Raw genomic sequence first — 24,745 nt, forward strand, 5'->3', positions numbered from 1 at the left:
CTCCAGGGGTCAGCGCGGACGCAGCGCGGCCACGGCGAATACCGCGGGCGCGGCGATCAGCAGGGTGAACATCAGCGGTGAGGGAGCGTCGTGCGGAGGGCGCGGCCGGGACACCGAGTGGTACCGGGGGTAGTGCACGGGAGTCGCCGACGGGCGTGGGCTCGGCCGGTGCGAGGGGGGCGGGGCCACCGGTGGGGGGGGCGGCGGGGGCACCCGGACCGGTACCGGTCGTGGTGGCGGGGCCACAGGGGGCGGTGGCGGAGGGGGCGATACGGGTCTCGGTGTCGGCCGTGGTTCGGGTGGCGGTGTGGGGGTCGGGGTCGCCGTCGGTGTGGGGCTCGGCGTCGGGGTCGGTGTCGGGGTCGGGGTGAAACACGGGGAAAGGGGCCAGTGGTCGCCGCCCGCGACCGCCACCGCGTCCGTGCCACCGGGGCCCGTCGAGGCGTAGGCGCACGCGTCGGCCGACGCCGCTCCGGCAGGGGCGCCCACAAGGATCCAGACCATCGCCACCAGGGCCAACGCCCGTGGAACGAAGGTGGATCGGGGCCGTTCGGGTCGATGCACGACCGAGATCATCGGCGCGCGCGGGCCCCTCTACGCGCAGGCACCGACGAATTGCCCTGAAGGGGGGAGATCCACCATCCAGTGGTTTCGTCAACCATGTCCGTCGTGACCACGGTTGTGTACATGTGCGCGAGGGGGTCCGGGTGTGTCCGGGGCGGGTGACGGACGACGGGTCACAGGTTCCGGAAAGAAATCTGTGGACCGATTGAACACATCAGGCGGTCCCGTCCGTACCTAGGGCCAGACGCGGCGAGGAGCAGAGGAAGCCGCAACACCCAAGCGGATAGCGGGAGTTGAGAATGAAGACATCCTGGCGGAGCGCCTCCCTCGTGGCGACAGCTGCGGCCGTGCTGGCGCTCACGACGGCGTGCGGTCAGGAGAACGGCACCCAGTCGACGGGGAGCCAGAACGTGGGCGCGACCACGGCCGCAGGCGGCTACACGGACCCCGGAAACGGCTACGGTGCCGACTCCACCACGGCGCCGAGCGCCGCGGCCGCCGCGGGGCAGTCCGCGGGCCAACTGGCCGTCGCCGAGGACGCGAAGCTCGGCAAGATCGTCACGGACAGCGCCGGATTCACCCTTTACCGCTTCGACCAGGACACGGCCTCACCGCCGAAGTCCTCCTGTGACGGGGACTGCGCGACGACGTGGCCGCCGGTGCCCGCCGACGGCGCGTCGGTCGCTTCCGGCATCGACCGGTCCCTGCTCGGCGAGGTCACCCGTTCGGACGGCACCAAGCAGCTGACCGTCGCCGGTTGGCCGATGTACCGCTACGTCAAGGACACCAAGGCCGGTGACACCAACGGCCAGGGAGTGAAGGGCACCTGGTTCGCGACCGCGCCCACCGGCAAGAAGGCCGGCGCGGCACTGCCCGGCCTGTCCGTCCGCAACGACCCCAAGCTGGGCCAGATCGTCGTGGACAAGAACGGCATGACGGTCTACCGCTTCATGAAGGACAAGGCGTGGCCCAAGTCCGTGTCCAACTGCACGGGCGCCTGCATCGAGAAGTGGCCGGCCGTCGCGCCGGTCGCGGCCAACGACACCAAGGGCGTGCAGAAGAAGGGCCTGATGGGCTTCACCCGCCCCGACGGCACCAAGCAGATGACCGTCAACTGCTGGCCGATCTACACCTTCTCCGGTGACACGGCACCCGGTGACACCAACGGCCAGGGCGTGGGCGGCACGTGGTACGCCGTCGCGCCCGACGGAAAGCCGGTCGGCGCGCCGAAGTAGGGATCACCCCTCCCCAGGTTCGATCCATCACCCCGCCCGGTCGGTCGCACGACGCCGAAGGGAGTGGACACCCGGAGCGACAGAGTCGGCCGAACGGGACACCGGCGCGCAGGACCAGGCCCGCCCCCTCTCCACCGCACGGAGGGGGCGGGCCGCTTCGGCATGTGCGGGGAAGGCCCGCGCCGGTGCGCGTGAGGGCTCGACGAGCGACCCCGTCCCACTGCGGCGGAGCACCGGAAACGGCGCGCTGACCGGGAACGGATGGTCAATTTCCGTTTTTACTCGCTCCGTTGGCGGACGATCAGTAGCCTCTGCTCGAACACCGGATCGGCGACACTGTCGTCTACGCCTTGGAGAGCTGCATGGAGCGTCCCGCCTGGGCCCCGCGGAGCATCGACATCTCCGTGCCGAGCGTGTCCCGCATGTACGACTTCTACCTGGGCGGCTCGCACAACTTCGAGGTCGACCGGGTGGCGGCGCGCAGGGCGATGGAGTTCATGCCGGGCCTCCCCAAGATCATGCAGGCGAACCGGGCGTTCATGCGCCGGGCGGTCCGCTACGCCGTCGAGGAGGGCATCACCCAGTTCCTCGACATCGGCTCGGGCATCCCGACCTTCGGCAACGTCCACGAAGTGGCGCAGCAGGCGCACCCCGGCGCCCGTGTCGTGTACGTCGACCACGACCCGGTGGCCGTCGCCCACAGCCAAGCCGTTCTCGAGGGGAACGACGACGCGGACGTCGTCGCGGCCGATCTCCGCAAGCCCGAAGGAATCCTGTCGAGCCCTCAAGTGGAGCGCCTGATCGACCGGAACCGGCCGGTCGCGCTCCTTCTGGTTGCCATACTGCACTTCGTGGAGGACACGGACGACCCGTACAGTGCGGTGGCCGAACTGCGTGACGCGCTCGCGCCGGGCAGCCTGCTCGTCGTCACACACGCGTCGTACGACGGGATCCCGTTGCCGCAGGAGCGGGCCGAGGGCACGGTCGACGTGTACAGGAACATCCGCAATCCGCTGATCATGCGCTCGCGCGACGAGATCGCGCGGTTCTTCGAGGGGTACGACATGGTGGAACCCGGGCTGGTGCCGATGCCGAAGTGGCGGCCCGACACGGCATCCGAGGACGAGGATCCGTATTCCTTCGCGGGGTTCGCCGGCGTGGGGCGCTCGGCGTGACCGCCGAGCCGGGGGGACCGGAGGACAGACTGCGCAGGTTCGCGACGATCTGGAGCCGGGCGGTCTTCCCGGTCACCTCCACGTCGCTGACCCGACCCGATTTCGAGGAACTGCTGCTGCCGCTGGCCCACCGGCTGCGCGATGCGCTGCGGGCAAGGGCCTTCGACGCCGCCGCGGCCAAGGGGATCGGCGCCGCGCTGATCGAGGCGCACTGCACCGACCCGGAAGCGCTCAGCCGCACGCTGGACTGCGTCGACGCGTACCTGGTGCTCTACTGCGGTGATCCGGACGCCCCCGCCGAGGCGCAGGAGGCGCTGCGCACCCGGTGCTCGCGGTTGCAGCACGCGATGGCCGCCGGGTTCGCCGAGGCCCTGAGGGAACGGACGCTGGCCGAGCAGGAGACCATCTCGCAGGCCGCCCTCACCGCCCAGGGCGCCGTCGCGCACGCGCTGCACACCAGCGAGGCACGCTTCCGCGCGGTGTTCGAGGGCGCGGCGATAGGTATCTGTATCTCCGACCTCGACGGCAACGTCCTTCAGGTCAACGGCGCGTTGCTCCGTATGTTCGGCGGGTCCGAGAACCTGGTGCGCGGGCGCAACGTCGTGGAGTGGACCCACCCCGACGACGCCCCGCAGGTCTGGCGGCTGTACGACGAACTCGTCCGCGGCCAGCGGGAGCACTACCACGTCGAGAAGGCCTTCTATCGGCCCGACGGAACGGTGCTGTGGACCAATCTGACGGTCTCCCTGCTGCGGGACGCGGACGGGCGCCCGCAGTACCAGCTCGCGCTCATGGAGGACACCACCGAGCGGCGCCTGCTGAATCTGCGGCTGCGCTACGAGGCCACGCACGACGCCCTCACCGGACTGCCGAACCGCACCCTGTTCTTCGAGCGTCTGGAGAAGGCGCTCGCGGCGGGCGAGGGGCAGCGGTTCGGCCTGTGCTACCTGGACCTCGACGGCTTCAAGACCATCAACGACAGCCTCGGGCATGCGGCGGGCGACCGGCTGCTGGTCGAGGTGGCCGACCGTCTGCAGTCCTGCGCCACCGCGCCCGGTGAGATGGTCGCCCGTCTGGGCGGCGACGAGTTCGTGGCGCTGACCACCGGGCCCGACACCGAGCGCAAGGTCGACGAGCTCGCGGGGCGGATCATGAACGCGCTGGTCACCCCGATCAGCGTCGACGGCCGGGAACTGACCGTGCGCGGCAGCATCGGCATCGTCGAGGGACCGGTGGGCGAGCGCGGTCCGGCGGAGGTGCTGCGCAGCGCCGACATCACCATGTACCGGGCCAAGTCCGCGGGCGGCAACCGCTTCGAGCTGGCAGACCCCGAGGCCGACGCCCGGGCCATCACCCGGCACGGGCTGACCACCGCGCTGCCGACGGCTCTGGACCGCGGTGAGTTCTTCATCGAGTACCAGCCGTTGGTCCACCTCGGCGACGGCACCGTGCACGGTGCCGAGGCGCTGGTGCGCTGGCTGCATCCGCAGCACGGTGTGCTCGGCCCCGACCGGTTCATCCCGCTCGCCGAGCGCACCGGGCTGATCGTGCCGCTGGGGCGCTGGGTCCTCGAAGAGGCGGTGCGGCAGGCCCGTTCCTGGCAGGAGAGACACGACCGCTCGGGTCCGCTGCGCATCAACGTCAACCTGTCCCCGTGCCAGCTCACCCACCCCGGTCTTGTGGCCGACACCGTGGCCATCCTGGAGCAGGCGGGACTCGAACCGGACGCGCTCTGCCTGGAGGTGACGGAGTCGGCGCTCATCGGCGCGGACGACAGCCTCCTCAAGCCGCTGCGGCGCCTGGCCGAGATGGGGGTGGACATCGCACTCGACGACTTCGGCACGGGCTACTCCAACCTCGCCAACCTGCGGCGGCTGCCGGTGCGGGTCCTGAAGCTCGACCGCTCCTTCACCCAGAGCATGCAGCAGTACCCGGCGGATCCCGTCGACCTCAAGATCGTCGAAGGGATCGTCTCCCTCGCGCACAGCCTTGACCTCGCGGTCACGGTCGAGGGCGTGGAGACCGGCGCCCAGGCCGAACAACTGCGCATCCTGGGCTGCGACACGGCGCAGGGGTGGTACTACGCCCGCCCCGGCCCACCGGAGCGCCTGCACGAACTGTCGCTGCTGGACGCGACGGGCTGATCCCGGGTCGCCCGGAGACCCGCGGAACGCCCCGACGGGCACGTTCGGGAAGCGCTCGTGCGCCCGCTCAATCGGCGGGCGCCGGAGCCTGCGCCCGGGTCGCGTAGCGGCTGCGCATGACGGGGCTTGCCGCGGGGCCCGCGGCGAAGACATAGGCGTCGCTGTCGTCCAGCCGACGACCCGTCCTGGCGTCCACGACCACGGGTTCGACCTCCTCGCCGCTGTTCGCGTCGACGAGGATCATGCTGCGCTGCTCGGGAGCGAGGCGGGCGTTGCCCCACGCGGCCAGCGCGACGATCACCGGGCGCAGCGAGCGGCCCAGTTCGGTGAGCACGTATTCGTATCGGACGGGATGGCTCTGGTACGGCCGCCGCTCCAGCAGTCCGTCCGCCACGAGCGTCTTCAGACGCGTGGTGAGCATGCTGGAGGAGATGCCCAGGTTCTCCTCGAACTGGTCGAAGCGGGTGTAGCCGTCGAAGGCGTCGTGGAGGATCAGCAGCGTCCACCACTCGCCGACGTGCTCCACCGTCGTGGACAGCGGGCACTCCCTGTCCTCCAGCCTGATGCGACTTGCCAAGGTGGCCATCTCCCCAGTTACTGCTAAAGTCGAAGTTACTTGGTGCTATTTTAGCAGTCAGTCGGCGGCGGTGGCCTCCCGCCGTCGGATCTCCCTACGGAAGGCTTGTTTGCCATGCCCATCAGCGACTCCCTCGACGGCAGGCGCGCGCTGGTCACCGGCGGTACCAGGGGCACCGGTGCCGCCGTTGCCGAACGCCTCCGGCAGGCCGGGGCCACCGTGCTCGTCACCGCCCGGACCCCCACCGAGGACGTCGAGGAGAAGACGTTCATCGCCGCCGACCTCTCGACCCCCGAGGGTGTCGCGCAGGTCGTCGCGGAGGTGAACGCCCGCCTGGACGGAGTGGACATCCTCGTCCACAACCTCGGCGGATCGCAGGCTCCGGCGGGAGGCTTCGCGGCGCTCGGCGAGGACGACTGGGTGCGGGAGCTGAACACCAACCTGCTGGCCGCCGTCCGCCTCGACCGCGCTCTGCTCCCCGGCATGATCCGGGCCCGCTCGGGCGCGATCGTGCACGTCACCTCGATCCAGCGGCGCATGCCGCTGTGGAACGGCACGCTCGCCTACGCGGCCGCAAAGGCCGCGCTGAGCACCTACAGCAAGGGCCTGGCCAACGAGGTCGCGCCGCACGGGGTGCGCGTCAACGCGGTCTCGCCCGGCTTCATCCTGACCGGCGCCGCGGACGACCTGGTCGGGCGCATCGCGAAGGAGGCGGACATCACCCAGGAGGCCGCGCTGGAGCGGCTCATGGACTCCTTGGGCGGCATCCCCCTCGGCCGCCCCAACCGGCCGGAGGAGGTCGCCGAACTCATCGCCTTCCTGGCCTGCGACCGCGCCTCGTCCATCGTCGGTGCCGAGTACGTCATCGACGGCGGCACCACCCCCACCGTCTGACCACCCCTTTTTGAGAGGACCCCCATGCCCGACGACCAGCTCCGTGCCATCGCCCCCGACTCGCTGCCCGCGGTGGTCCTGCGCTACCTCGAGGCCCACCGCGTACGCGACACCGCCACCGCGATCGCCGCGTTCACCGACGACGCCACCGTGATCGACGACGGCGCCACCCACCGGGGGCACGCCGCCGTGGAGCAGTGGCTCGACCGGGCCGCCTCCGAGTTCACCTACACCACCGAACTCGTCGGGGCCCAGCAGGCGGGCGACGCGCACTATGTCGCGACACAGCATCTCGAGGGCGACTTCCCCGGCGGCACCGTCGACCTGCACTACCGCTTCACCCTCGGCTCCGGTCTGATCGAGCGGCTCGTCATCGAGCCCTGAGGCCGGACGCGGCCCGCCCGGCTCACCGCTCCAGCAGCATCCGCTGCAGCTCCCGCGCCGCCCGCGGTGGCGCCACGTCGCTGCGGTGGGCCAGGGCGATCGTCCGGTACAGGCCGGGGCGGGCCAGCGGGGTCACCCGCAGGCCGCGTCCGCTACGGGTGGCGATCATGCGCGGGACGACGGCGACGCCCAGTCCCGCCCGGACGAAGCCGAGTACCGCGTCCATCTCGCCCCCCTCCACCGCGAAATCCGGCTCGAACCCCTCGGCGCGGCATGCGGCCACCGTCAGCTCCCGCAGGTCGTAGCCGTGCCGGAACATCACCAGGCGCTCGCTCTCCAGATCGGCGATGCGGACCGTGCGCCGGCCGCCCCCCGGTCGCGGGGCGTCCGGGGAGGACACCACCACCAGGTCCTCGCGCAACAGCTCCACCGTGGTCAGCGCGGGGGAGGGGGTGGGCAGGGGCAGCACCACGAGGGCGAGGTCGAGGGCGCCGCGCGCCAGCTCCCGGACCAGGTCGTGGGAGCCGCCCTCCTCGATGAGGAGCTGAATGCCGGGATAGCGGTCGTGGAAGGCGCGCAGCACGTCCGGCAGCAGGCCGGTGCACACACTCGGTGTCGCGCCGAGGCGGACCCGGCCCCGGCGCAGCTGTGCCAGCTCCTGCACCTCGTGCCGGGCCGTGTCCGCGTCGGCGAGGATGCGGCGGGCCAGCGGCAGCAGCGACTCGCCCGCGTCCGTGAGGGTGATGTTGCCGCGGGCCCGCAGGAACAGGTCGGCGCCCAGCTCCCGCTCCAGTGCCTTGATCTGCTGCGACAGCGACGGTTGTGCCACATGGACGAGGTCGGCGGCCCGGGTGAAGTGCCGGGTCTCGGCGACCGCCACGAAGTACTGGAGCTGCTGGAACTGCATGATGCAAGCATAGGGCTTGGCTATCGAAACGAGCCGGACCATGTCTTGGACCGATAAGGACCTTCGGCTCTAGCGTTCCTGAACATGGCTCTGGCAACGCGGACGGACCGACGGACGTCCATGGCGCGCACCGTGTGGGACTCGACCGTCGGCAAGAAGACAGTGATGGCGATCAGCGGCCTGATCATGCTGCTGTACCTGGTCGCCCACATGATCGGCAATCTGAAGATCTACTTCGGGGCGGGGGAGTTCAACCACTACGCCCACTGGCTGCGCACCGTCGGCGAGCCCTTCATGCACTACGGGTGGACGCTGTGGCTGATCCGCGTGGTGCTGGTGGTCGCCGTCGTTGCCCACATCGTCTCCGCGTACCAGCTCAGCCGCCGCGACATCAAGGCACGGCCGAACAAGTACGTGCACAAGAAGCCGCAGGCCAGCTACGCCACGCGCACGATGCGCTGGGGCGGGATCATCCTCGCCCTGTTCGTCGTCTGGCACCTCCTGGACCTGACGACCGGCACCGTGCACTCCGGCGGCTTCCAGGAGGGCCACCCGTACCAGAACGTCGTGGACACCTTCTCCACCTGGTACGGCAACGTCATCTACATCGTCGCGATGCTCGCCCTCGGCCTGCACATCCGGCACGGCTTCTGGAGCGCGGCGCAGACCCTCGGCGTCGGCAGCCGTACCCGCGACCGCGCCCTGAAGACCACCGCCAATGCCCTAGCGCTGCTGCTCACGGCCGGATTCATCGCCGTTCCCGTGGGCGTCATGACCGGAGTGGTGAGCTGACATGACTGCTTCCGCCGAATACACCGACTACGCGACCGGTGAGCCGGTCGCCGACACCAAGGCGCCCGAGGGCCCCATCAACGAGCGCTGGGACACGCGCCGGTTCGAGGCCAAGCTGGTCAACCCGGCGAACCGGCGCAAGCACCGGATCATCGTCGTCGGAACCGGCCTCGCCGGCGGCTCCGCGGGCGCCACCCTGGCCGAACAGGGCTACCACGTGGTCCAGTTCTGCTACCAGGACTCCCCGCGCCGTGCCCACTCGATCGCCGCGCAGGGCGGCATCAACGCCGCGAAGAACTACCGCAACGACGGCGACTCGATCCACCGCCTCTTCTACGACACGGTCAAGGGCGGCGACTTCCGGGCCCGCGAGTCCAATGTGCACCGGCTGGCGCAGATCTCCGTCGAGATCATCGATCAGTGCGTGGCGCAGGGTGTCCCGTTCGCCCGCGAGTACGGTGGCCTGCTCGACACCCGCTCCTTCGGCGGCGTCCAGGTCTCCCGCACCTTCTACGCCCGCGGCCAGACGGGGCAGCAGCTCCTGCTCGGCGCCTACCAGGCGCTCTCGCGGCAGATCGCGGCCGGCAATGTCGAGATGCACCCGCGCAGCGAGATGCTCGACCTGATCGTCATCGACGGCAGGGCACGCGGGATCGTCGCCCGCGACCTGGTCACCGGCAGGATCGAGACGTACTTCGCGGACGCCGTCGTGCTGGCCTCCGGCGGTTACGGCAACGTCTTCTACCTGTCGACCAACGCCATGAACTCCAACGCGACCGCCATCTGGCGGGCGCACCGGCGCGGCGCCTACTTCGCCAACCCCTGCTTCACGCAGATCCATCCGACCTGCATCCCGCGCACCGGCGACCACCAGTCCAAGCTCACCCTGATGAGCGAGTCGCTGCGCAACGACGGCCGGATCTGGGTGCCGAAGGCCAAGGGCGACACCCGGCCGCCGAACCAGATCCCCGAAGACGAGCGCGACTACTACCTGGAGCGCATCTACCCCTCCTTCGGCAACCTCGTCCCGCGCGACATCGCCTCCCGGGCGGCCAAGAACGTCTGCGACGAGGGCCGCGGCGTCGGGCCCGGCGGCCAGGGTGTGTACCTCGACTTCGCGGACGCGATCAGTCGTATGGGCCGCAAGAAGGTCGAGGAGAAGTACGGCAACCTCTTCGACATGTACGAGCGGATCACCGCGGAGAACCCCTACGAGGTGCCGATGCGGATCTACCCCGCGGTGCACTACACGATGGGCGGCCTGTGGGTCGACTACGACCTGCAGACCACGGTCCCGGGCCTGTTCGCCATCGGTGAGGCCAACTTCTCCGACCACGGAGCCAACCGCCTCGGCGCCTCGGCGCTGATGCAGGGCCTCGCGGACGGCTACTTCGTCCTCCCGTCCACGATCAACGACTACCTCGCCCGCAACCCGCACCAGGACCAGGTGACGGACGAACACCCCGCCGTGCAGGAGGTGCTGGCCGAGACGGAGGACCGGCTGAACCTGCTGCTGTCCGTCGACGGCGACCGCACCCCCGACTCCTTCCACCGCGAGCTCGGTGAGCTCATGTGGGAGTTCTGCGGCATGGCGCGTACCGACGCGGGTCTGCGCAAGGCCCTCGAGCGCATCCCGCAGATCCGCGAGGAGTTCTGGCGGCGCATCAAGGTCCCCGGCACCGGCGAGGAGTTCAACCAGTCGCTGGAGAAGGCCAACCGCATCGTGGACTACCTGGAGCTCGCCGAGCTGATGTGCCTCGACGCGCTGCATCGCAACGAGTCCTGCGGCGGTCACTTCCGCGAGGAGTCCCAGACCCCCGACGGCGAGGCCGCCCGCAAGGACGACGAGTTCGCCTACGCGGCCGCCTGGGAGTTCACCGGCACCGGCGACGCGCCGGTCCTGCACAAGGAAGACCTGGTCTTCCAGTACGTCCACCCCACCCAGCGGAGCTACGCATGAAGCTCACCCTGCGCGTCTGGCGGCAGCAGAACGCCGACGCCGAAGGCGCCATGTCCACATACGAGGTGGACAAGATCTCGGCCGACATGTCCTTCCTGGAGATGCTCGACACCCTCAACGAGGAGCTCATCCTCAAGGGCGAGGAGCCCGTGGCGTTCGACCACGACTGCCGTGAGGGCATCTGCGGCGCCTGCTCGCTCGTGATCAACGGCGACGCGCACGGCCCCGAGCGCACCACCACCTGCCAGTTGCACATGCGGTCCTTCAAGGACGGCGACACGATCGACATCGAGCCCTGGCGGGCCTCGGCCTTCCCGGTGATCAAGGACCTGGTCGTGGACCGTTCGGCCTTCGACCGGATCATCCAGGCAGGCGGCTACATCTCGGCCCCGACCGGCTCGGCACCCGAGGCCCACGCAACGCCGGTGCCGAAGGCGGACGCCGACTTCGCCTTCGAGCACGCCGAGTGCATCGGCTGCGGCGCCTGCGTCGCCGCCTGCCCGAACGGCGCGGCGATGCTGTTCACCTCGGCGAAGATCAACCACCTGAACGTGCTGCCGCAGGGCGCACCCGAACGCGAGACCCGGGTGCTGGACATGGTGGCGCAGATGGACGCGGAGGGCTTCGGCGGCTGCACGCTCACCGGCGAGTGCGCCACGGCCTGCCCGAAGGGCATCCCGCTCGTGTCCATCACCAGCATGAACAAGGAGTGGCTGCGCGCGAGCCGCAAGGCGGGTCGCCGTTAGCACACAAGCAGGTCGGCGCTGCTCGGGACGGGGCGGCGCCGACCGTCGACGTTCGCCGTCGGAGTGCGGACGGGCGGGACCGGGGGTGGTGCTCCCCCGGTCCCGTCAGGCATCCCCGCGTCGATAGGCTGCGCGCATGATCTTCGGACGTCGTGGCAAGGACCGGCTGCTCGAGGCCGTCGCCGGGTTCGAGGCCGCCGTACGCGACCGGGACGGCGCTCGGTCGGAGCGCGGCATACGGGAGATGCACCGGCACTTCGCCGATGCGGCGGACCACGAGGCGGCCCAGGCCGGACCGCGGCTGTCCGCCCTGCTGCCGCAGGTGCCCGCGGAGCCCCGCGGCCTGATCGCCGTGATCGTCGGTGCCTGTGTCGAGCGTGGAGCGCAGGCGCGGCAGTGTGCCCCGGACGTCTTCGACGGACTCGCCGAGGCGCTCGCGGGCGCGGGCGAGTTCTGCGCCCGCTGGGAGACGACCGGGGGCGGGGACCTCCCTGAGCCGCGACCCGGCGATCCCGATCCGGCGGTTGCCGAGCGGGTCGGACGGGAGGCGGCCGCCGGCTGGTGGACGCTGCCCCAGTGGGAGATGGCGTCCGTTGCGATGCTGAACGACCCGTCGGTGCGCACCGGCCTGGAGGACGGCCGCCGCACGGAGCTGCTTGCGGCCGTGCGGTCGGTGCGGGACGCCTCCGGGCACGACTTCAAGTGCCTGGAGTACGCGCTGCTGGTGCTGGACGACGAGCCGATCGTGGTGCTGCACCGCCCGAGCGGCACCGGCTACGCGCTGCGGATGAGCGGCATCGGAGACAACTTCCAGTTGCACACCCTGCTCGCCGACGTCCTGGTCGGCGGCGGTCACGTGCCCGGGCGCGCTCCGTCCGCGCGGGAGGCCGCGGTGTGCCGGGATGCACCGGGCCAGGTGCCGACGACCGGTGCCTTCAACCTGGTGACACCCGGTGGTCAGTGGGTGTGGAACGAGGGGACACCCACCGACATCCCCGTCGTCGAGGGCTCCCGGCTGCTGGTCCTCGACCCGCCACCGTACGAGCGGGGCTGGCCGGCCGGGCGGTTCTTCCCCCGCATGTCGGCGGACGTGGTCCTGGAGCGTGTGATGGACGAGGACGAGGCCCGGGGATGGTTCGCGCACTGCGTGGACGCGAGATGAACAGTAGGTCCGGACCCGGCTGCCGCCGGCGGCTGAGCGAGCCGTTCAACTAGCCCACACCCGCTCTCCCTGCTCCGGTTACGCGTAGGTCAGCCGGCATCGGAAGAACAGGGGCGGCAGATCGCATCCCCACGGTCTGCTAGCCGCTTCGCCGAACCGGCCCGTGACCAGGAGAGAGCCATGACCGGCGTTTCCACCCTCGCCAGCCCCCCACAGCCCGTGGCACCGACGCGCTACACCGTCACCCTCGCTCGTGACGAGGCGGACGTGCAGGCTGCCCAGCGGCTGCGCCACGACGTCTTCGCCGGGGAGATGGGTGCCCTCCTGTCCTCCCCGCAGCCGGGTCTCGACGTCGACCCCTTCGACGCGTACTGCGACCACCTGCTGGTCCGTGACACGGTGACCGACGAGGTCGTGGGCACCTACCGCCTGCTGCCCCCGGACCGGGCCGCGGTCGCGGGGCGCCTGTACTCGGAGGGCGAGTTCGACCTCGACCCCCTGGCCGGCATCCGCTCCGGGCTCGTCGAGGTCGGACGCTCCTGCGTTCACCCGGACCACCGCGACGGCGCGGTCATCGGCCTGATCTGGGCCGGGATAGCGCGCTACATGGTCGACGGCGGGCACGAGTGGCTGGCGGGCTGCTGCTCCCTGCCGCTCGCGGACGGCGGCAAGCTCGCCGCCGGCACCTGGGAGCGGGTGCGCACCAAGTACATGGCGCCCGAGGAGTACCGCGTACGGCCGCTGCTGCCCTGGCGGCCCGAGGTGGAGGCTCCGGCCGGGCACACCGAGCTGCCCCCGCTGCTGCGCGGCTACCTCCGCCTGGGCGCCTGGGTCTGCGGCGAGCCCGCTCACGACCCGGAGTTCGGCGTCGCCGACCTGTACGTCCTGCTGTCGATGCGCCGGGTCAACCCGCGCTACCTGCGGCACTTCCTCTCGCTCGTCCCGGCGTGATGAACACGACCCGGACCCGTGTGACGAACGTGTCCCGTACCGTCGTGACCTGGCGGCCGCGCCGCGCCGCGGTGCTCGCGGGCCCGGGTGCGGCCGCGCTCCAGGCCACCGCCACGGTCACCGAGCCTCGGCGCGAGAGCACGGCGCCCGAGGCGACCGTACCGACGAGCGCCTGGCTGCCGAGCGCACCCTGCACCCCGCGCTCGTGCGTGGACGCGACCGCATCGGCGGCGTCCACACCGCGCGCCGTTCTTCGGCTGGCGGCCGTGCTGGGCGTACTGATCCCGGGGATCCTCGTGTTCCCGCTGGTCCGCCGTCTGCCCGTCGCATCCAGGGGGCGGATCGTCAGGGCCTGGTGCCGGACCCTCGTGCAGGCGGCGGGCGTCCGGGTGCGGCTCTCCGGGGCCGCCCCGCAGCAAGGCGGTCTGCTGATGGTCGCCAACCACATCTCGTGGCTCGACATCCCGCTCCTCGCGGCCGTCCGCCCCGGCCGGATGCTCGCGAAGACCGAGATCCGGCAGTGGCCGGTGGCGGGTGCCCTCACCGCGACCAGCGGTGCGCTCTTCATCGACCGTGACCGGCTGCGGGCCCTGCCCGAGACGGTGGCCCGGATCGCGGGCGCGATGCGCGCCGGGTCCGCGGTCGTGGTCTTCCCCGAGGGGAGCACCTGGTGCGGCCGGGCACAGGGGCGCTTTCGCCGGGCGGCGTTCCAGGCGGCACTGGACGCGGGTGTCCCCGTCCAGCCGGTGCGACTGCTCTACCGGTTCGACGAGGGCACGGCCAGCACGGCGCCCGCGTTCGTGGGGAGCGACTCCCTGCTGACGTCGGTGTGGCGGGGGGACCGACCGGCGTGCCATGGCCGCCGCCGCCCAGCTGGCCCTCGGGCTGCCGACGGCCGAGCACCCGCATCCGGCGGTGCGCTCCTGACACACCACCACCGGGCCGGGGCGGACCGCCCCGGCCCGGTGACCCGGGCTCTGCCCCGGAACGGCAACCCCCTTGTCCGTGCGCCGTTTTGCGCATTGCTACGGTGCACCGGTGTCCGAATCTTCACGCGATACCGCCGAGGGTGCCGGCTGGGGCGACGCACAGCCCGGTGAGTACCGCGCACTGATGCCGTCCCAGGTCGAGAAGCTCTCCTGGCTCAACCCGAAGACCCTCTGGGCGGCGCGCAACGGCGTGCTGGCCTCGTGGTTCGGAGATCCCACGGGACAGACCCGGAGCCGTTGGGCCCAGCAGCAGCAGTCGGCGGGCGCTCCCGCCGACAGGGTGATCAGGCACGACGGCCCGGACCGCTTCTCCTTCATGGTCATCGGAGACACGGGTGAGGGGGACGACCCTCAATACGCCGTAATTCCAGGCTTTCTGAAGGCCGGTCAGGACACCGACTTCGCCGTGCTGGCCAGCGACGTCATATACCCGGTGGGAGCCACCGCCGACTACGGGACGAAGTTCTTCCGTCCCTACCGCGACTACCGGGCCCCGATCTACGCGATACCCGGCAACCATGACTGGTACGAGGACCTTCAGGGCTTCATGAAGGTCTTCTGCGATGCCGCACCTCTCGCCCCGGCCCCGGCTCCGCGCCCACTGACGGGCGCCTGGCTGCGCTCGCTGCTGTGGCACAGGCCGGGCAAGCTGGACGAACAACGCCTCAGCGCGGCACGGAAGTTGCGCTCCGCCCCTGCTCAGCAGGCGGTGCAGCCGGGCCCGTACTGGGCGATCGACGCCGGGCCCCTACGCATCATCGGCATCGACACGGGTCTGCTCGGCACCATCGACGCCGAACAGGGCCGCTGGCTGCGTGAGGTCTCGCAAGGGCCCCGGCCCAAGATCCTCGTGACCGGTTCGCCGTTGTACGTGGACGGCGAACACCACCCCTGCCCCATCGAGGGCGGAGGCACGGTCGACGACATCGTCCGCGACCCCGGCCACCACTACGTCGCGGCGATAGGCGGCGACATCCACAACTACCAGCGCTATCCGGTGGACGTGGACGGCCGCACCATCCAGTACGTGGTCTCCGGCGGTGGCGGCGCCTTCATGCACGCCACCCACACCATTCCGCGCGTGTCCGTCGCGAACGTCGGCGAGCAGGACTTCCGCTGCTATCCGCTGCGGGGCGACTCCCTGGCCTTCTACAGCAGGCTCTACGGGCGCCGACTGCGACTGCGGCGCTTCTTCACCCTCACCGAGGCGGAGGCGACCGCCGTCGTCGCCGAGCGCCTCGGCATTCCCGTGACACGCGCGCAGGGCACACCGGCGCGGGTCACCCGGCGCATCCGGCTCGTCGCCCGTCTGCTGGGCGCCGGTGGTCGCCCGGACCGGACGGCGCGTTTCCGTCTGCCCGTACGCAAGCTCTACACCCGGCTCTTCTCGCCGGGTTCGGCCACCTACAGCGCGCCCTTCTTCAAGAGCTTCCTGCGTCTGGACGTCACCGAGGAGGCGGTACGGCTGCGCTGTTTCGCGGCGACGGGCAACCTGCGCCAGGAACTCGACCCGCCCGTCGAGGACGAGGTGACCATCCCGCTGGTGTGACGCGTCGACAAGAACGTCTCTCGGAACCTTCGGGTCAGGAATCGATCTCCCAGTGGAGGACGCCGGCCCGGGCAAGGGGTTCGAATGCCTCGATGAAGGGGGTCTCATCCGCGCCGGGCGGGAGGTCGACGGCAAGGTAGGTGCCCTGAAGCCACTCATGCGACAGGCCGGTGTGGACAGCCTTGCCGTGCGCGACTGCCGGCTGTCCCGCACATGATCCATGCCGCTCAGGCTTCGGTGCCTGCGGACGTCAGGTCAGTCGCGTGCGCAGCCGAGACGGACCGGCGGTTCTCCCGCCGCTCCTGTCGGGTGACCATCAGGATCCAGCCGGCGGCCATCAGGGTGCCTGCTGTGCCTGCCACCACGATCAGGCCTTCGGCAGGAATCATGTCGTCGCCGCTCGGATACCTCTGACCGCACAGCCGTACCGTCTCCGGGTGCTCGGCCGAGAACACCGCATGCCGACAGTGTCACACGTGTACCCCGCCCTGATTCCCGGACATCCCTTTAGAGCTGTCCCGTGAATGAACTCCCGCCCGGCGATCACTTATGGGACGGAGAGGCCGCTCCGATCGGACGCTCCTGCCGCACGGCGGAGCGGTGCGGCAGGAGGCCCGGACCCGGCGGAATGCCGAGCGATTCGCCTGCGTCGGAGAGGTCGTTCAGCCGGAGCCGCCGCCGAAGCTGATCTCGTTGCCGTCCGTGTCTCGGCAGCTCACCTTGGTCACACCACCTTCGTATGTCTCACGCTTCGTGGGCTCGATGCTCCGCCGAGCGATCTCGGCGACTCGAGTGCCGAGATCGTCGACGAACAACAGCACCAGGGCGTTCCCCGCCCGTTCCGGGTCCTCCACGATGTAGACGTAGCGATGCTCGGCGACCTCCCACACCGCTTCGATGGAGTTCGGCAGAAACGAGGGCTGCCTGCCGAAGAACTGCTCGTACCAGGGCAGCGCCGCGTCGTAGTCGGTGACGGGGATGCCTGCGAAGAGGTCCAGAGCCATGCCGTCCTCCGTGCGGAGTCGATGTGGCGTCCGTACTGACTTCGGCAGCGTCGAAAGGTCATCGTTGTCCGCCTCGCCATGACGACAGGGTCCTACTGACGCAAGGTGACCGACCAGCGAACCAGGCAGTCCACCTCGATCAGCCCGGAGCCCGGCAGTTCGACGGTGCCGCGGGAGGGGCCGTGGCACCGGTGCGGTTCCTTTTCTTCCACAGTGGGGCAGACGGGCACCGGAGCGTCACCTAGATCATCACCCTTGCGGCTACGACGCGTTGTAACATCACGCACCGCAAGGATTCAGCGGCCGATGGTCGACCGCCCCTACGGCGCACCGCTTCCTGCGGAAGGGCACTGTGTGGAGACCACGAAGCGGCGCTCCCCGGTGGGAAAGAAGGCCGAGTACAGCGCGGCCGCCTGGGTGATTGGGTGGGTGGTATTCCTTGGCTCCGGGTATGTGGCCTCGTTGGTGTTGATCAGTACCTGGGCGAATTGCGACATCGGCACCGACGGCTCCTATCAGATCGTTGCATGGGTGGTCGCGTCGACCGGCGCGGCGACGGTGTCTACCGTGCTCTGGGCTGTGATGCGCATGGTGACCGGCCGTCGACGCATCCTGCTGCCGCTGGTGTTGACGATTCTTGCCACTGCGATGTCGCTCTGGTCGGAGTTGGCAGTGTGGTACGTGTCGCCCGGCCACCCGGACAGCATGTGCGAACCGGGCGGCAAGCCCGTGGGGTGGCCCAATTGGCTGCCTTTGTGAGGCGGCCGGCCGGCAGTGCGGACTGAAGTCGACTAATGGGGCTGAACGGGACTTCCCAATGCTGATGTCAAGCTGCGACTGTGACGGGGAGTGAAACTTGGTAGCACTCTCTGTCACGGATCATTGCCCACAGGACGTTGACGCGTCGGCGGGCGAGGGCTAGGAGGGCCTGCTTGTGCCCCTTCCCCTCGCTCCGCTTTCGCTGGTAGTCCGCCTTGGAGGCGGGGCAGCACTTGAGGCTTGCCGGGGCAGACAAGTACATGGCCCGCAGCAGCCCGCGGTGGTAGCGGCGGGGTCTGTGCAGATTGCCACTGACGCGGCCGGAGTCGCGGGGCTGCGGGGCCAGGCCGGCGAAGCCGGCCAAGCGGTCCGCACTGCCGAAGGCATCCATGTCCCCGCCTGTGGCGGCGATGAACTCGGCGCCAAGCCTGGCGCCCATGCCGGGAAGGCTGCGTATCGCCTCGGCGTGCGGATGCTCGCGAAACCGGGCCTCGATGAGAGCGTCGAGTTCCGCGATCTCCTCGTCGAGGGCCATCACCCCCTTCGCAAGGCGGACCACCATGGCGGCGGCCAGCCTCTCGCCGGGCAGCGCAGTGTGCTGGGCCTGGGCGGCGTCCACGGCAGTGCGGGCGAGTGCGGCAGCGCCTTTCACCTTGCGGTTCCTCAGCCAGGTCTCAATCCGTTTCGCACCTGTACGGCGGATCGCTGCCGGAGTCTGGTAGCCGGTCAGAAGCATGACCGGACCCTTGTTGGTCAAGTCCAGTGCCCGCTCCAAGGCGGGAAAAATCTCCAGCAGTTGAGCCCTGAGACGGTTGATCTGCCGGGTGCGATCGAAGACGAGGTCCAGGCGCCGGGTGGTCAGGGTGCGCAAGGCGACGGCGATCTCGTCCCCGGGCCTGAGCAGCCCCAGGTCCCGGCGGATACGAGCCTGGTCGGCGATGACGAAGGCGTCCTTCGCGTCGGTCTTTGCCTCACCCCGGTAGGTGGCCGAGGCCCGGTGCACTGCCAGGCCGGTGAGGTAGGCGACAGACTGATCGTGGGCGGTGAGCAGACCGATCAGCAGGGCGGCCCCACCATGGTTGAGGTCGACGGCCCACAGCACGTCGTCGGATATCGCCAGCACATCGCCGAGCAGTGCGAGCAACTCGGTCTCGTCGTTCTGGATCCGGCGCGACAGCAGCCGCTCGCCCTCCGCGTTGATCACCACGGCGTGGTGATGCGTCTTGCCGATGTCCACCCCGGCCCAGATCTCGGGCACATTCCCCTCCGCCAGCTCGTCGTACTTCGCTCCCGCAGACGACCTCGCCGACGTTGTCCTACAGCAGCGATCGAGTCGCGTCTCCCAATCAGCGGTCGAGTCGTCACGGGGCTCCGGGCGGCCAAGTCCCGTAAGCCATCCAGCGGCTCAGCCTTTACAGCCATACCCGGAGCCCCCGGGTCCACCGACCTTACGAATGACCAGATCAGACCCACGTCTTCAAGGTAGGACAGCCTTTGGTCCGCATGAGTCAACTCTCACTCCTCGTTGCCTCGTGCGGAACTACACCCGCAACCTTGACTTGTCAGGTTGCCCCCGAGCGATCATGCTCCATGACTCGCGCATTATCGACGCCGCCGGTGGTCTCTTCGGAGGTGATCTCCGGCTCTCAGCAGCCCGTGCTGTCCGCTGCCCGGGACCTGGAGTTGCGGCCTTGGGCAGCGGCTGACGCTCCCGTATTCCTGGGGGCTTACCAGGACGAACAGATCCGCCGCTGGCATACGCGTCGGCCCCAGTCAGAGGCCCAGGTTCGACAATGGTTCGACGACTACCGCCAGGACTGGCAAAGCGCTACGGGCGCCCATTGGGCTATCGCCCGTAGCGACGGCGAAGTGCTCGGCAGAATTTCCACACGTAGCTGGAACTTCGACGACGGCATCGCCGGCGTCGGCTACTGGGTGCTCCCAGCGGCCCGCGATGCCGGTGTCGCGACCTGCGCGGTCATGGCCCTCTCAGCCTGGGCTTTGGATGAGATCGGCTTCTATCGCCTGTATTTGGACCACTCGACCCGCAACCATGCCTCCTGTCGGGTTGCTACGAAGTCCGGCTACCTACTCGAAGGAACTATGCGCAGTGCCGCAGTGCATGACGACGGTCGACACGACATGCACCTGCACGCTCGCATCCGGGATGCCTGAACCGGATTTTCACGAGGCCAGTGCATCGGACCGTCTCACGCCCGCAGGTGCGGGACGGCGAGGACGGTGGTGCCGACTGGTCAGTTCCCTTGCAGGATGGGCAGTCCGGCCGGCTTTCGCCCCTGGAGGTCTTCGTGGGCTCGACGCGCTTCCTCGAAGGCGTAGCGGGAGATCTCCAGGTCGTTGCACAGTCTGCCGCGGATCGCCGTGAACAGCTCCGAGACAGCCTTGTTGTCTGTGGGGTCCACGTACTGAGGCGTGCTGTCGCCGACTATGCGGATTCCGCGCGTGCCCCGCAGTGATGCGTAGTGCTGCGGTGGGCCTGAGGCGGCACCGATAGTAACGATCTTCCCGCCGTCACGAACTGCCTGTGCGGACAACTTGGCTGTTGCTTGGCCCACGAGGTCGAACACGACGTCCACGCCGTCGGCCGCCACCTCGTGCACCGCTTCGAGGAAGTCAGGGGCAGTGTCATGCAGCGCGTAGTCGGTGCCGGCCTGTACCTGGGGCGGCTTTGCTCGTGTGCCGGCCACTCCGATAGCGCCGAAGAACGCGGGTGCCCACTCGCCGACGAAAAATGGTGCAGCGGGCGGAGGGCGAACGGGCCCCGGCAGCGCTCAGCCGTCACGTCCCGGGCTGGTTGTCGTACCTGCGTTCTAGAGTCCTGCACATGTCCCGTCACACACCCAGCCGTCCGGTCGACGTGGAAAGCCTCTTCCCTGAGCTGCTGCCCTTCCGTCGTGAGTCCGTCCGCCTGCACCCGCGTCCTGGTTCTCCGACCCACGAGCACAGCTCCGTAGGAGGTCCCTTGCTCTGGCCTGCCACGGAGCCCTGGCCGGTTTGCAGGGAGGAGCACTACGACCCGGACGGCACGAATCGGCCCGCCTCCTCGGTACCCATGGTTCCCATCGTGCAGGTTCGTCGTGTCGACGCGCCATCCGTACCCTTCCCCGAGGGCACAGACCTGTTGCAGGTCCTGTGGTGCCCCTATGAGCACGGCGAGTTCTGCTACCCCCTGCCCCAGGTCCACTGGAGGGACTCAGGTGCCGTCGGCGACGTGCTGACCCCTCCGGCGCCGGCCGCTGAACTTCCTGAGGACTGGTACCCGGCTCGCTGTGTCGTGCACCCCGAGCAGGTGACCGAGTACCCGAGCCGGGACCTTCCCGACGAGGTTCACGACGCCCTCAAGGGCCGCTTCGACGAACTGCTCGCCGAAACCGGCCTGTTGTACTCGTACCACCTGGCGGAGGCCCCGGGAATCAAGCTCGGCGGCTACCCGGGCTGGACGCAGGAACCGGTATGGCCCGACTGCGAAGGGTGTGGCAACCGGATGGAACACCTCCTGACCGTGTCCAGCTGGGAATTCGACGGTGAGTCCTGGCGCACGTGGCTTCCCGAGGAGGACCGAGCCGACAAGAACGAATCGGGTGGTCGGCGATGGAAGGACGAAGCTCACAACCCCGCCGGGCTGTGCCTCGGCGACGCCGGAGGCGTCTATGTCTTCGAATGCCGTACCTGCCCCGATCGCCCCATCGGGCACTGGTTCGACTGCTCGTGACCACGGGGCGCCGTCACCTGCCCGCTGCGCAAGCAGAAGCACACCACGAAGCGAAGTGAAAAGGGCACAGGACGCGGCCCGCGGTACGCCGGATGCTGTTGGGATGTTTGAGGGCATGACGTTGGACTGGTCCCGTCCGGAGCACGCTTACGGATCCGCATCCGACCTACCGCGGCTCTTCGACGAAATCGGTGATCCCGAGCTGGCGTCCGAGGCGTGGGAGGAGCTGTGGGCCTCTCTCTGCCATCAGGGGTCGGTGTACACGGCCGGCTTTGCCGCCCTGCCCGTTCTGACAGAGATCGCCACTGGTCGTATGCCGGGCGGTCGTTGGCAGGCCCTTGGGCCGGTCGGCCGCATCGTCGTCGAGGAACAGCAGCTTCACGAGCCCGGTTACGTGCAGGCCCGCTACCCGGATGCGATCAACGAGCTGCGTCAGCTGACGCAGAACGTCGTGAGGGCAAGGCCGGGGCGGCGCGGACGGCCGGGCTTGTCGGCCAGGGGTGAGACGCCGTCGACCGGCGTTGGCTCGGCTCCTCTCCCTCGTGTGCGCTGCTGGTTTCGGTCGACCTGGGACCACTGCGCGGGGGCTTCCGTAAATCGTCCGGCACCCCCCGCCTTGCGCGAGAATCACCGTTCTCGTACTGTGGTCACCAAGGGGAGAACGAGCGTTCTCTGGACGGAGATGACATGACGACCGATGCACGCCCCCCGTTCCCGCCCTTCACCCGGGAGACGGCCGCGCAGAAGGTGCGCCAGGCCGAGGACGGGTGGAACTCCCGTGACCCGGAGAAGGTCGCCCTCGCCTACTCGGTCGACTCCCGCTGGCGCAACCGTGCGGAATTCATCGACGGGCGGGAGGAGATCGTCGCCTTCCTGACCCGCAAGTGGCGGCGTGAGCTGGAGTACCGCCTCATCAAGGAGCTGTGGGCCTTCGACGGCAACCGCATCGCCGTGCGCTTCGCCTACGAGTCCCACGACGACTCGGGCAACTGGTTCCGTTCCTACGGCAACGAGAACTGGGAGTTCGACGACAACGGCCTGATGCGCAAGCGGTACGCGTGCATCAACGACCTTCCCATCAAGGAGTCGGAGCGCCTGTACCACTGGCCGCTCGGACGCCGGCCCGACGACCACCCGAGTCTGAGCGACCTCGGCCTCTGACCACCCGGCGAGAACACGAGGGCGGGGACTCGCAGAGGGAAACCGTCCTCCCTACGCCGGTGCCTGCGCGGCGATCCGCGCGAGTCGGCGATAGGAGTCCACCAGCGCCGCACGGTCGTACGTACTGGTCGTGACGAGCACCTCCTGTGCCCCGGTCTCCTTGAGCAGTCCATCCAGCTGGTGTGCCACCTGGTCCTCGGTGCCCGCGATGTGGCCGACGAGCCCCGCCTCGTAGAAGGCGCGCTCCTTGTCCGTCATCGGCAGGGACTCCACGCGCTCGGCCGACGGCAGCGGCGGGAAGGTGCCGCGGGTCCGCGCGTGCGCCATCGACCACGCCTCGGACAGCAGGATGCGGCGGGCGTCCTGCGGCGTCCGCGCCACCGCGATCGTGCCGGAGACGACGACATACGGCTCGCTCGCCCACACGGAGGGCCGGAAGATCTCCCGGTAGAGCTCGATACCGCGCAGCATCCTCTCCCGGTTCCTCAGGTCCCCGATGACCATGGGCAGCCCGGCGCGGGCGGCGATCGCGGCGCCCTCGCCCATGGCCAGTACGAAGGGCGGCACGGTCAGGCCCTCCGTGGGCCGTGCATGGACCCCGGTGGCGGACGTGCCGCGGAACCATCCCAGCAGCTCGTCGAGTTGGCCGGCGAAATCGTCGGCGTCGTCCTTGTCCCGGCCGAGCGCCTTGCGTACCCCGTCGGTGAAGCCGACGGAGCGGCCGAGACCCATGTCGATCCGACCGGGGAAGAGGGCCTCCAACACGCCGAACTGCTCCGCCACGACGAGCGGCCGGTGGTTGGGCAGCATCACGCCGCCGGTCCCGACCCGGATGGTCCGGGTGGCGGCCGCGACGGCAGAGGCCAGCACCGTGGGTGCTGAGCCGGCGACACCGGGCACTCCGTGGTGCTCGGAGACCCAGAACCTGTGATAGCCGAGCCGCTCCATCTCCTGTGCCAGCCCCACGGTCTCCCGCAGGGCCTCGGTACCGTCGTGCCCCTCGCGCGTGCGCGAGCGGTCGAGCACGGAGAAGCGGGTTTCTGCGATCGCTGAACTCACGGAAGGTTCAACGTCCTGGGCGATGTGGGATTCCCGGGCGGCGTGGTGGCCGCTCGGCGCGGGGTGCGGGCTTGGCGCCGAGGTATGACGCGATATAGCGTTAGTGCGGGGGAGAGGTGCCCGTCCGGATCGAGGTGAAGGTATGTCAGGAGAGCGCTCGCACACCGAGGAGTCCGCGGGCTCGGGTGCGCCGAGCCGGCTGCGGGCCTCGCACGCGGACCGCGACCGGGTCGTCGACGTGCTGCGGATCGCGGCGGGAGACGGACGGCTGACCTCGGACGAACTGGACGATCGCCTGGAGGCGGCCCTCACCGCGCGCACGATGGGGGAGTTGGCCGTCCTCACGGCCGATCTGCCTGCCGTGGCCCGGACGGTGGGCGGGACACCGGCCGAGGTCAAGGACGTCATCCGGATCGAGCAGCAGGGCAGTTCGGCCAGACGCGACGGCCGCTGGGTGGTACCGCGGCAGATGGAGATCTGCTCGTCCTGGGGCGAGGTGACGCTCGACTTCAGCCAGGCGGTGATCACCCGGAACACCCTGCGCATCGACCTCGACTTGCGCGGCAGCGCCCTGAACCTGCTGACCCGCCCGGGAATCGTGGTGGACACCGACGCTCTGGCCACGGGATACGCCAAGATCAAGACGCAGGGGATCACCGACGCCGGTGCGCCGGAGACCTTGCGCATCGAGCTGGTCGGCCAGGTCAACTACGGCCGGGTGCTGGTCCGCCCCCAGCGGCGCAGCTTCCGGCAGTGGCTGCTTCGTGAGCCGGCAGCCCACCCGTCGCGGACCGGCTGATCGGTCCTCCCGGGAGTTCGGTCCGCGAGCTGCACGCCTCCAGCAAACCGACCCGCCGTCACGGCTCAGCCGACGTGGACGCGAGGCCGGCGCTTGCGGTCCGGTTCGGCCTCGCGCAGTACCTCGCGGGTCACCGGTGCCACCTCGCCCTGGCCGAAGAGGAAGAAGCGGAGGAAGTTGCGGAAGGGATCGCCCTCGGTC

The 24,745-nt window shown here is 69.7% G+C and carries 26 protein-coding genes; 18 read left to right on the forward strand and 8 right to left on the reverse strand.

The genetic code is table 11. From position 1 onward, the window contains the following. Positions 1-9: 9 nt before the first annotated feature. On the reverse strand, positions 10-138 hold the full coding sequence (locus tag ADL25_RS51510; RefSeq protein WP_267889234.1) for a hypothetical protein: 129 nt from the start codon (positions 136-138) through the stop codon (positions 10-12). 725 nt (positions 139-863) lie between these two features. Between ADL25_RS51510 and ADL25_RS07415 the strand changes: the two genes are divergently transcribed. The 3 genes from ADL25_RS07415 to ADL25_RS07425 all read left to right on the forward strand — a co-directional run bounded on the left by ADL25_RS07415 (position 864) and on the right by ADL25_RS07425 (position 5,118). Then, positions 864-1,799 carry an SCO0930 family lipoprotein gene (locus tag ADL25_RS07415; protein WP_059126836.1) on the forward strand — a complete coding sequence of 312 codons (936 nt, stop codon included), beginning with the start codon at positions 864-866 and terminating at the stop codon, positions 1,797-1,799. 362 nt (positions 1,800-2,161) lie between these two features. After that, positions 2,162-2,974, forward strand: coding sequence for an SAM-dependent methyltransferase (locus ADL25_RS07420; protein WP_059126837.1), 813 nt, complete (start codon positions 2,162-2,164; stop codon positions 2,972-2,974). After that, a complete protein-coding gene (locus tag ADL25_RS07425; protein ID WP_059126838.1) occupies positions 2,971-5,118 on the forward strand; it encodes a putative bifunctional diguanylate cyclase/phosphodiesterase in 2,148 nt (715 codons plus the stop codon). Before ADL25_RS07420 ends, ADL25_RS07425 begins: the two co-directional genes overlap by 4 nt. A 67-nt stretch (positions 5,119-5,185) precedes the next feature. Here the strand turns inward: ADL25_RS07425 and ADL25_RS07430 are convergent, their stop codons facing one another. Further along, on the reverse strand, positions 5,186-5,704 hold the full coding sequence (locus tag ADL25_RS07430; RefSeq protein WP_181923002.1) for a winged helix-turn-helix transcriptional regulator: 519 nt from the start codon (positions 5,702-5,704) through the stop codon (positions 5,186-5,188). 105 nt (positions 5,705-5,809) lie between these two features. On the opposite strand from ADL25_RS07430, the gene ADL25_RS07435 reads away from it, so the two are divergent. Together ADL25_RS07435 and ADL25_RS07440 are read left to right on the forward strand one after the other, a co-directional pair. Then, positions 5,810-6,589 carry an SDR family oxidoreductase gene (locus ADL25_RS07435; RefSeq protein ID WP_059126839.1) on the forward strand — a complete coding sequence of 260 codons (780 nt, stop codon included), beginning with the start codon at positions 5,810-5,812 and terminating at the stop codon, positions 6,587-6,589. Positions 6,590-6,613: 24 nt separating this feature from the next. Beyond that, complete coding sequence (locus ADL25_RS07440) at positions 6,614-6,973, forward strand: nuclear transport factor 2 family protein (RefSeq protein ID WP_059126840.1); 360 nt, start codon at positions 6,614-6,616, stop codon at positions 6,971-6,973. Positions 6,974-6,995: 22 nt separating this feature from the next. Here ADL25_RS07440 and ADL25_RS07445 read toward each other — a convergent pair whose 3' ends face one another. Then, positions 6,996-7,880 (reverse strand): LysR family transcriptional regulator, encoded by an 885-nt coding sequence (locus ADL25_RS07445; RefSeq protein ID WP_059126875.1) that lies wholly within the window; start codon positions 7,878-7,880, stop codon positions 6,996-6,998. 120 nt (positions 7,881-8,000) lie between these two features. Here ADL25_RS07445 and ADL25_RS07450 point away from each other — a divergent pair, with 120 nt between their 5' ends. From ADL25_RS07450 to ADL25_RS07480, 7 genes are all read left to right on the forward strand, one after another. Beyond that, a complete protein-coding gene (locus ADL25_RS07450) occupies positions 8,001-8,672 on the forward strand; it encodes a succinate dehydrogenase (RefSeq protein ID WP_059126841.1) in 672 nt (223 codons plus the stop codon). A gap of 1 nt (position 8,673) precedes the next feature. Continuing rightward, positions 8,674-10,632 (forward strand): fumarate reductase/succinate dehydrogenase flavoprotein subunit, encoded by a 1,959-nt coding sequence (locus ADL25_RS07455; RefSeq protein WP_059126842.1) that lies wholly within the window; start codon positions 8,674-8,676, stop codon positions 10,630-10,632. Continuing rightward, positions 10,629-11,378, forward strand: a complete 750-nt coding sequence (locus ADL25_RS07460) for a succinate dehydrogenase/fumarate reductase iron-sulfur subunit (RefSeq protein WP_059126843.1) — start codon at positions 10,629-10,631, stop codon at positions 11,376-11,378. The genes ADL25_RS07455 and ADL25_RS07460 overlap by 4 nt, the downstream gene beginning before the upstream one ends. A gap of 136 nt (positions 11,379-11,514) precedes the next feature. Next, positions 11,515-12,540, forward strand: coding sequence for a hypothetical protein (locus tag ADL25_RS07465; protein ID WP_059126844.1), 1,026 nt, complete (start codon positions 11,515-11,517; stop codon positions 12,538-12,540). Positions 12,541-12,720: 180 nt separating this feature from the next. Beyond that, a complete protein-coding gene (locus ADL25_RS07470; RefSeq protein WP_059126845.1) occupies positions 12,721-13,491 on the forward strand; it encodes a GNAT family N-acetyltransferase in 771 nt (256 codons plus the stop codon). 176 nt (positions 13,492-13,667) lie between these two features. Next, entirely contained in the window at positions 13,668-14,591 is a 924-nt protein-coding gene (locus tag ADL25_RS07475; RefSeq protein WP_234380693.1) for a lysophospholipid acyltransferase family protein, read from the forward strand. Continuing rightward, positions 14,530-16,029 (forward strand): metallophosphoesterase family protein, encoded by a 1,500-nt coding sequence (locus ADL25_RS07480; RefSeq protein ID WP_059126846.1) that lies wholly within the window; start codon positions 14,530-14,532, stop codon positions 16,027-16,029. The genes ADL25_RS07475 and ADL25_RS07480 overlap by 62 nt, the downstream gene beginning before the upstream one ends. Positions 16,030-16,256: 227 nt before the next feature. On the opposite strand, the gene ADL25_RS07485 is transcribed toward ADL25_RS07480, so the two are convergent. Together ADL25_RS07485 and ADL25_RS07490 are read right to left on the reverse strand one after the other, a co-directional pair. Further along, complete coding sequence (locus tag ADL25_RS07485) at positions 16,257-16,418, reverse strand: hypothetical protein (protein WP_234380689.1); 162 nt, start codon at positions 16,416-16,418, stop codon at positions 16,257-16,259. Positions 16,419-16,691: 273 nt separating this feature from the next. Beyond that, positions 16,692-17,033, reverse strand: a complete 342-nt coding sequence (locus tag ADL25_RS07490; protein ID WP_059126848.1) for a VOC family protein — start codon at positions 17,031-17,033, stop codon at positions 16,692-16,694. Positions 17,034-17,339: 306 nt separating this feature from the next. On the opposite strand from ADL25_RS07490, the gene ADL25_RS07495 reads away from it, so the two are divergent. Continuing rightward, entirely contained in the window at positions 17,340-17,792 is a 453-nt protein-coding gene (locus ADL25_RS07495) for a hypothetical protein (RefSeq protein ID WP_059126849.1), read from the forward strand. A gap of 67 nt (positions 17,793-17,859) precedes the next feature. Here ADL25_RS07495 and ADL25_RS07500 read toward each other — a convergent pair whose 3' ends face one another. Beyond that, entirely contained in the window at positions 17,860-19,050 is a 1,191-nt protein-coding gene (locus ADL25_RS07500) for an IS110 family transposase (protein WP_059126850.1), read from the reverse strand. Between the two features lie 332 nt (positions 19,051-19,382). Between ADL25_RS07500 and ADL25_RS07505 the strand changes: the two genes are divergently transcribed. After that, on the forward strand, positions 19,383-19,967 hold the full coding sequence (locus ADL25_RS07505; protein WP_059126851.1) for a GNAT family N-acetyltransferase: 585 nt from the start codon (positions 19,383-19,385) through the stop codon (positions 19,965-19,967). An 80-nt stretch (positions 19,968-20,047) separates the two neighbouring features. Here ADL25_RS07505 and ADL25_RS07510 read toward each other — a convergent pair whose 3' ends face one another. Then, positions 20,048-20,500 (reverse strand): zinc-binding dehydrogenase, encoded by a 453-nt coding sequence (locus ADL25_RS07510; RefSeq protein WP_059126852.1) that lies wholly within the window; start codon positions 20,498-20,500, stop codon positions 20,048-20,050. 377 nt (positions 20,501-20,877) lie between these two features. Here ADL25_RS07510 and ADL25_RS07515 point away from each other — a divergent pair, with 377 nt between their 5' ends. The 3 genes from ADL25_RS07515 to ADL25_RS07525 all read left to right on the forward strand — a co-directional run bounded on the left by ADL25_RS07515 (position 20,878) and on the right by ADL25_RS07525 (position 22,686). Next, positions 20,878-21,525 (forward strand): DUF1963 domain-containing protein, encoded by a 648-nt coding sequence (locus ADL25_RS07515; protein WP_234380691.1) that lies wholly within the window; start codon positions 20,878-20,880, stop codon positions 21,523-21,525. 103 nt (positions 21,526-21,628) lie between these two features. Continuing rightward, on the forward strand, positions 21,629-22,216 hold the full coding sequence (locus ADL25_RS07520; RefSeq protein ID WP_059126854.1) for a hypothetical protein: 588 nt from the start codon (positions 21,629-21,631) through the stop codon (positions 22,214-22,216). Next, entirely contained in the window at positions 22,213-22,686 is a 474-nt protein-coding gene (locus ADL25_RS07525; RefSeq protein WP_059126855.1) for a DUF1348 family protein, read from the forward strand. The genes ADL25_RS07520 and ADL25_RS07525 overlap by 4 nt, the downstream gene beginning before the upstream one ends. Positions 22,687-22,737: 51 nt before the next feature. Here the strand turns inward: ADL25_RS07525 and ADL25_RS07530 are convergent, their stop codons facing one another. Next, complete coding sequence (locus ADL25_RS07530; RefSeq protein WP_059126856.1) at positions 22,738-23,745, reverse strand: LLM class flavin-dependent oxidoreductase; 1,008 nt, start codon at positions 23,743-23,745, stop codon at positions 22,738-22,740. Positions 23,746-23,887: 142 nt separating this feature from the next. On the opposite strand from ADL25_RS07530, the gene ADL25_RS07535 reads away from it, so the two are divergent. Then, positions 23,888-24,544 (forward strand): DUF1707 SHOCT-like domain-containing protein, encoded by a 657-nt coding sequence (locus ADL25_RS07535; RefSeq protein WP_059126857.1) that lies wholly within the window; start codon positions 23,888-23,890, stop codon positions 24,542-24,544. The last annotated feature ends 201 nt before the right edge of the window (positions 24,545-24,745 follow it).

Source organism: Streptomyces sp. NRRL F-5122 (assembly GCF_001507435.1).
Classification (GTDB): domain Bacteria; phylum Actinomycetota; class Actinomycetes; order Streptomycetales; family Streptomycetaceae; genus Streptomyces; species Streptomyces lannensis.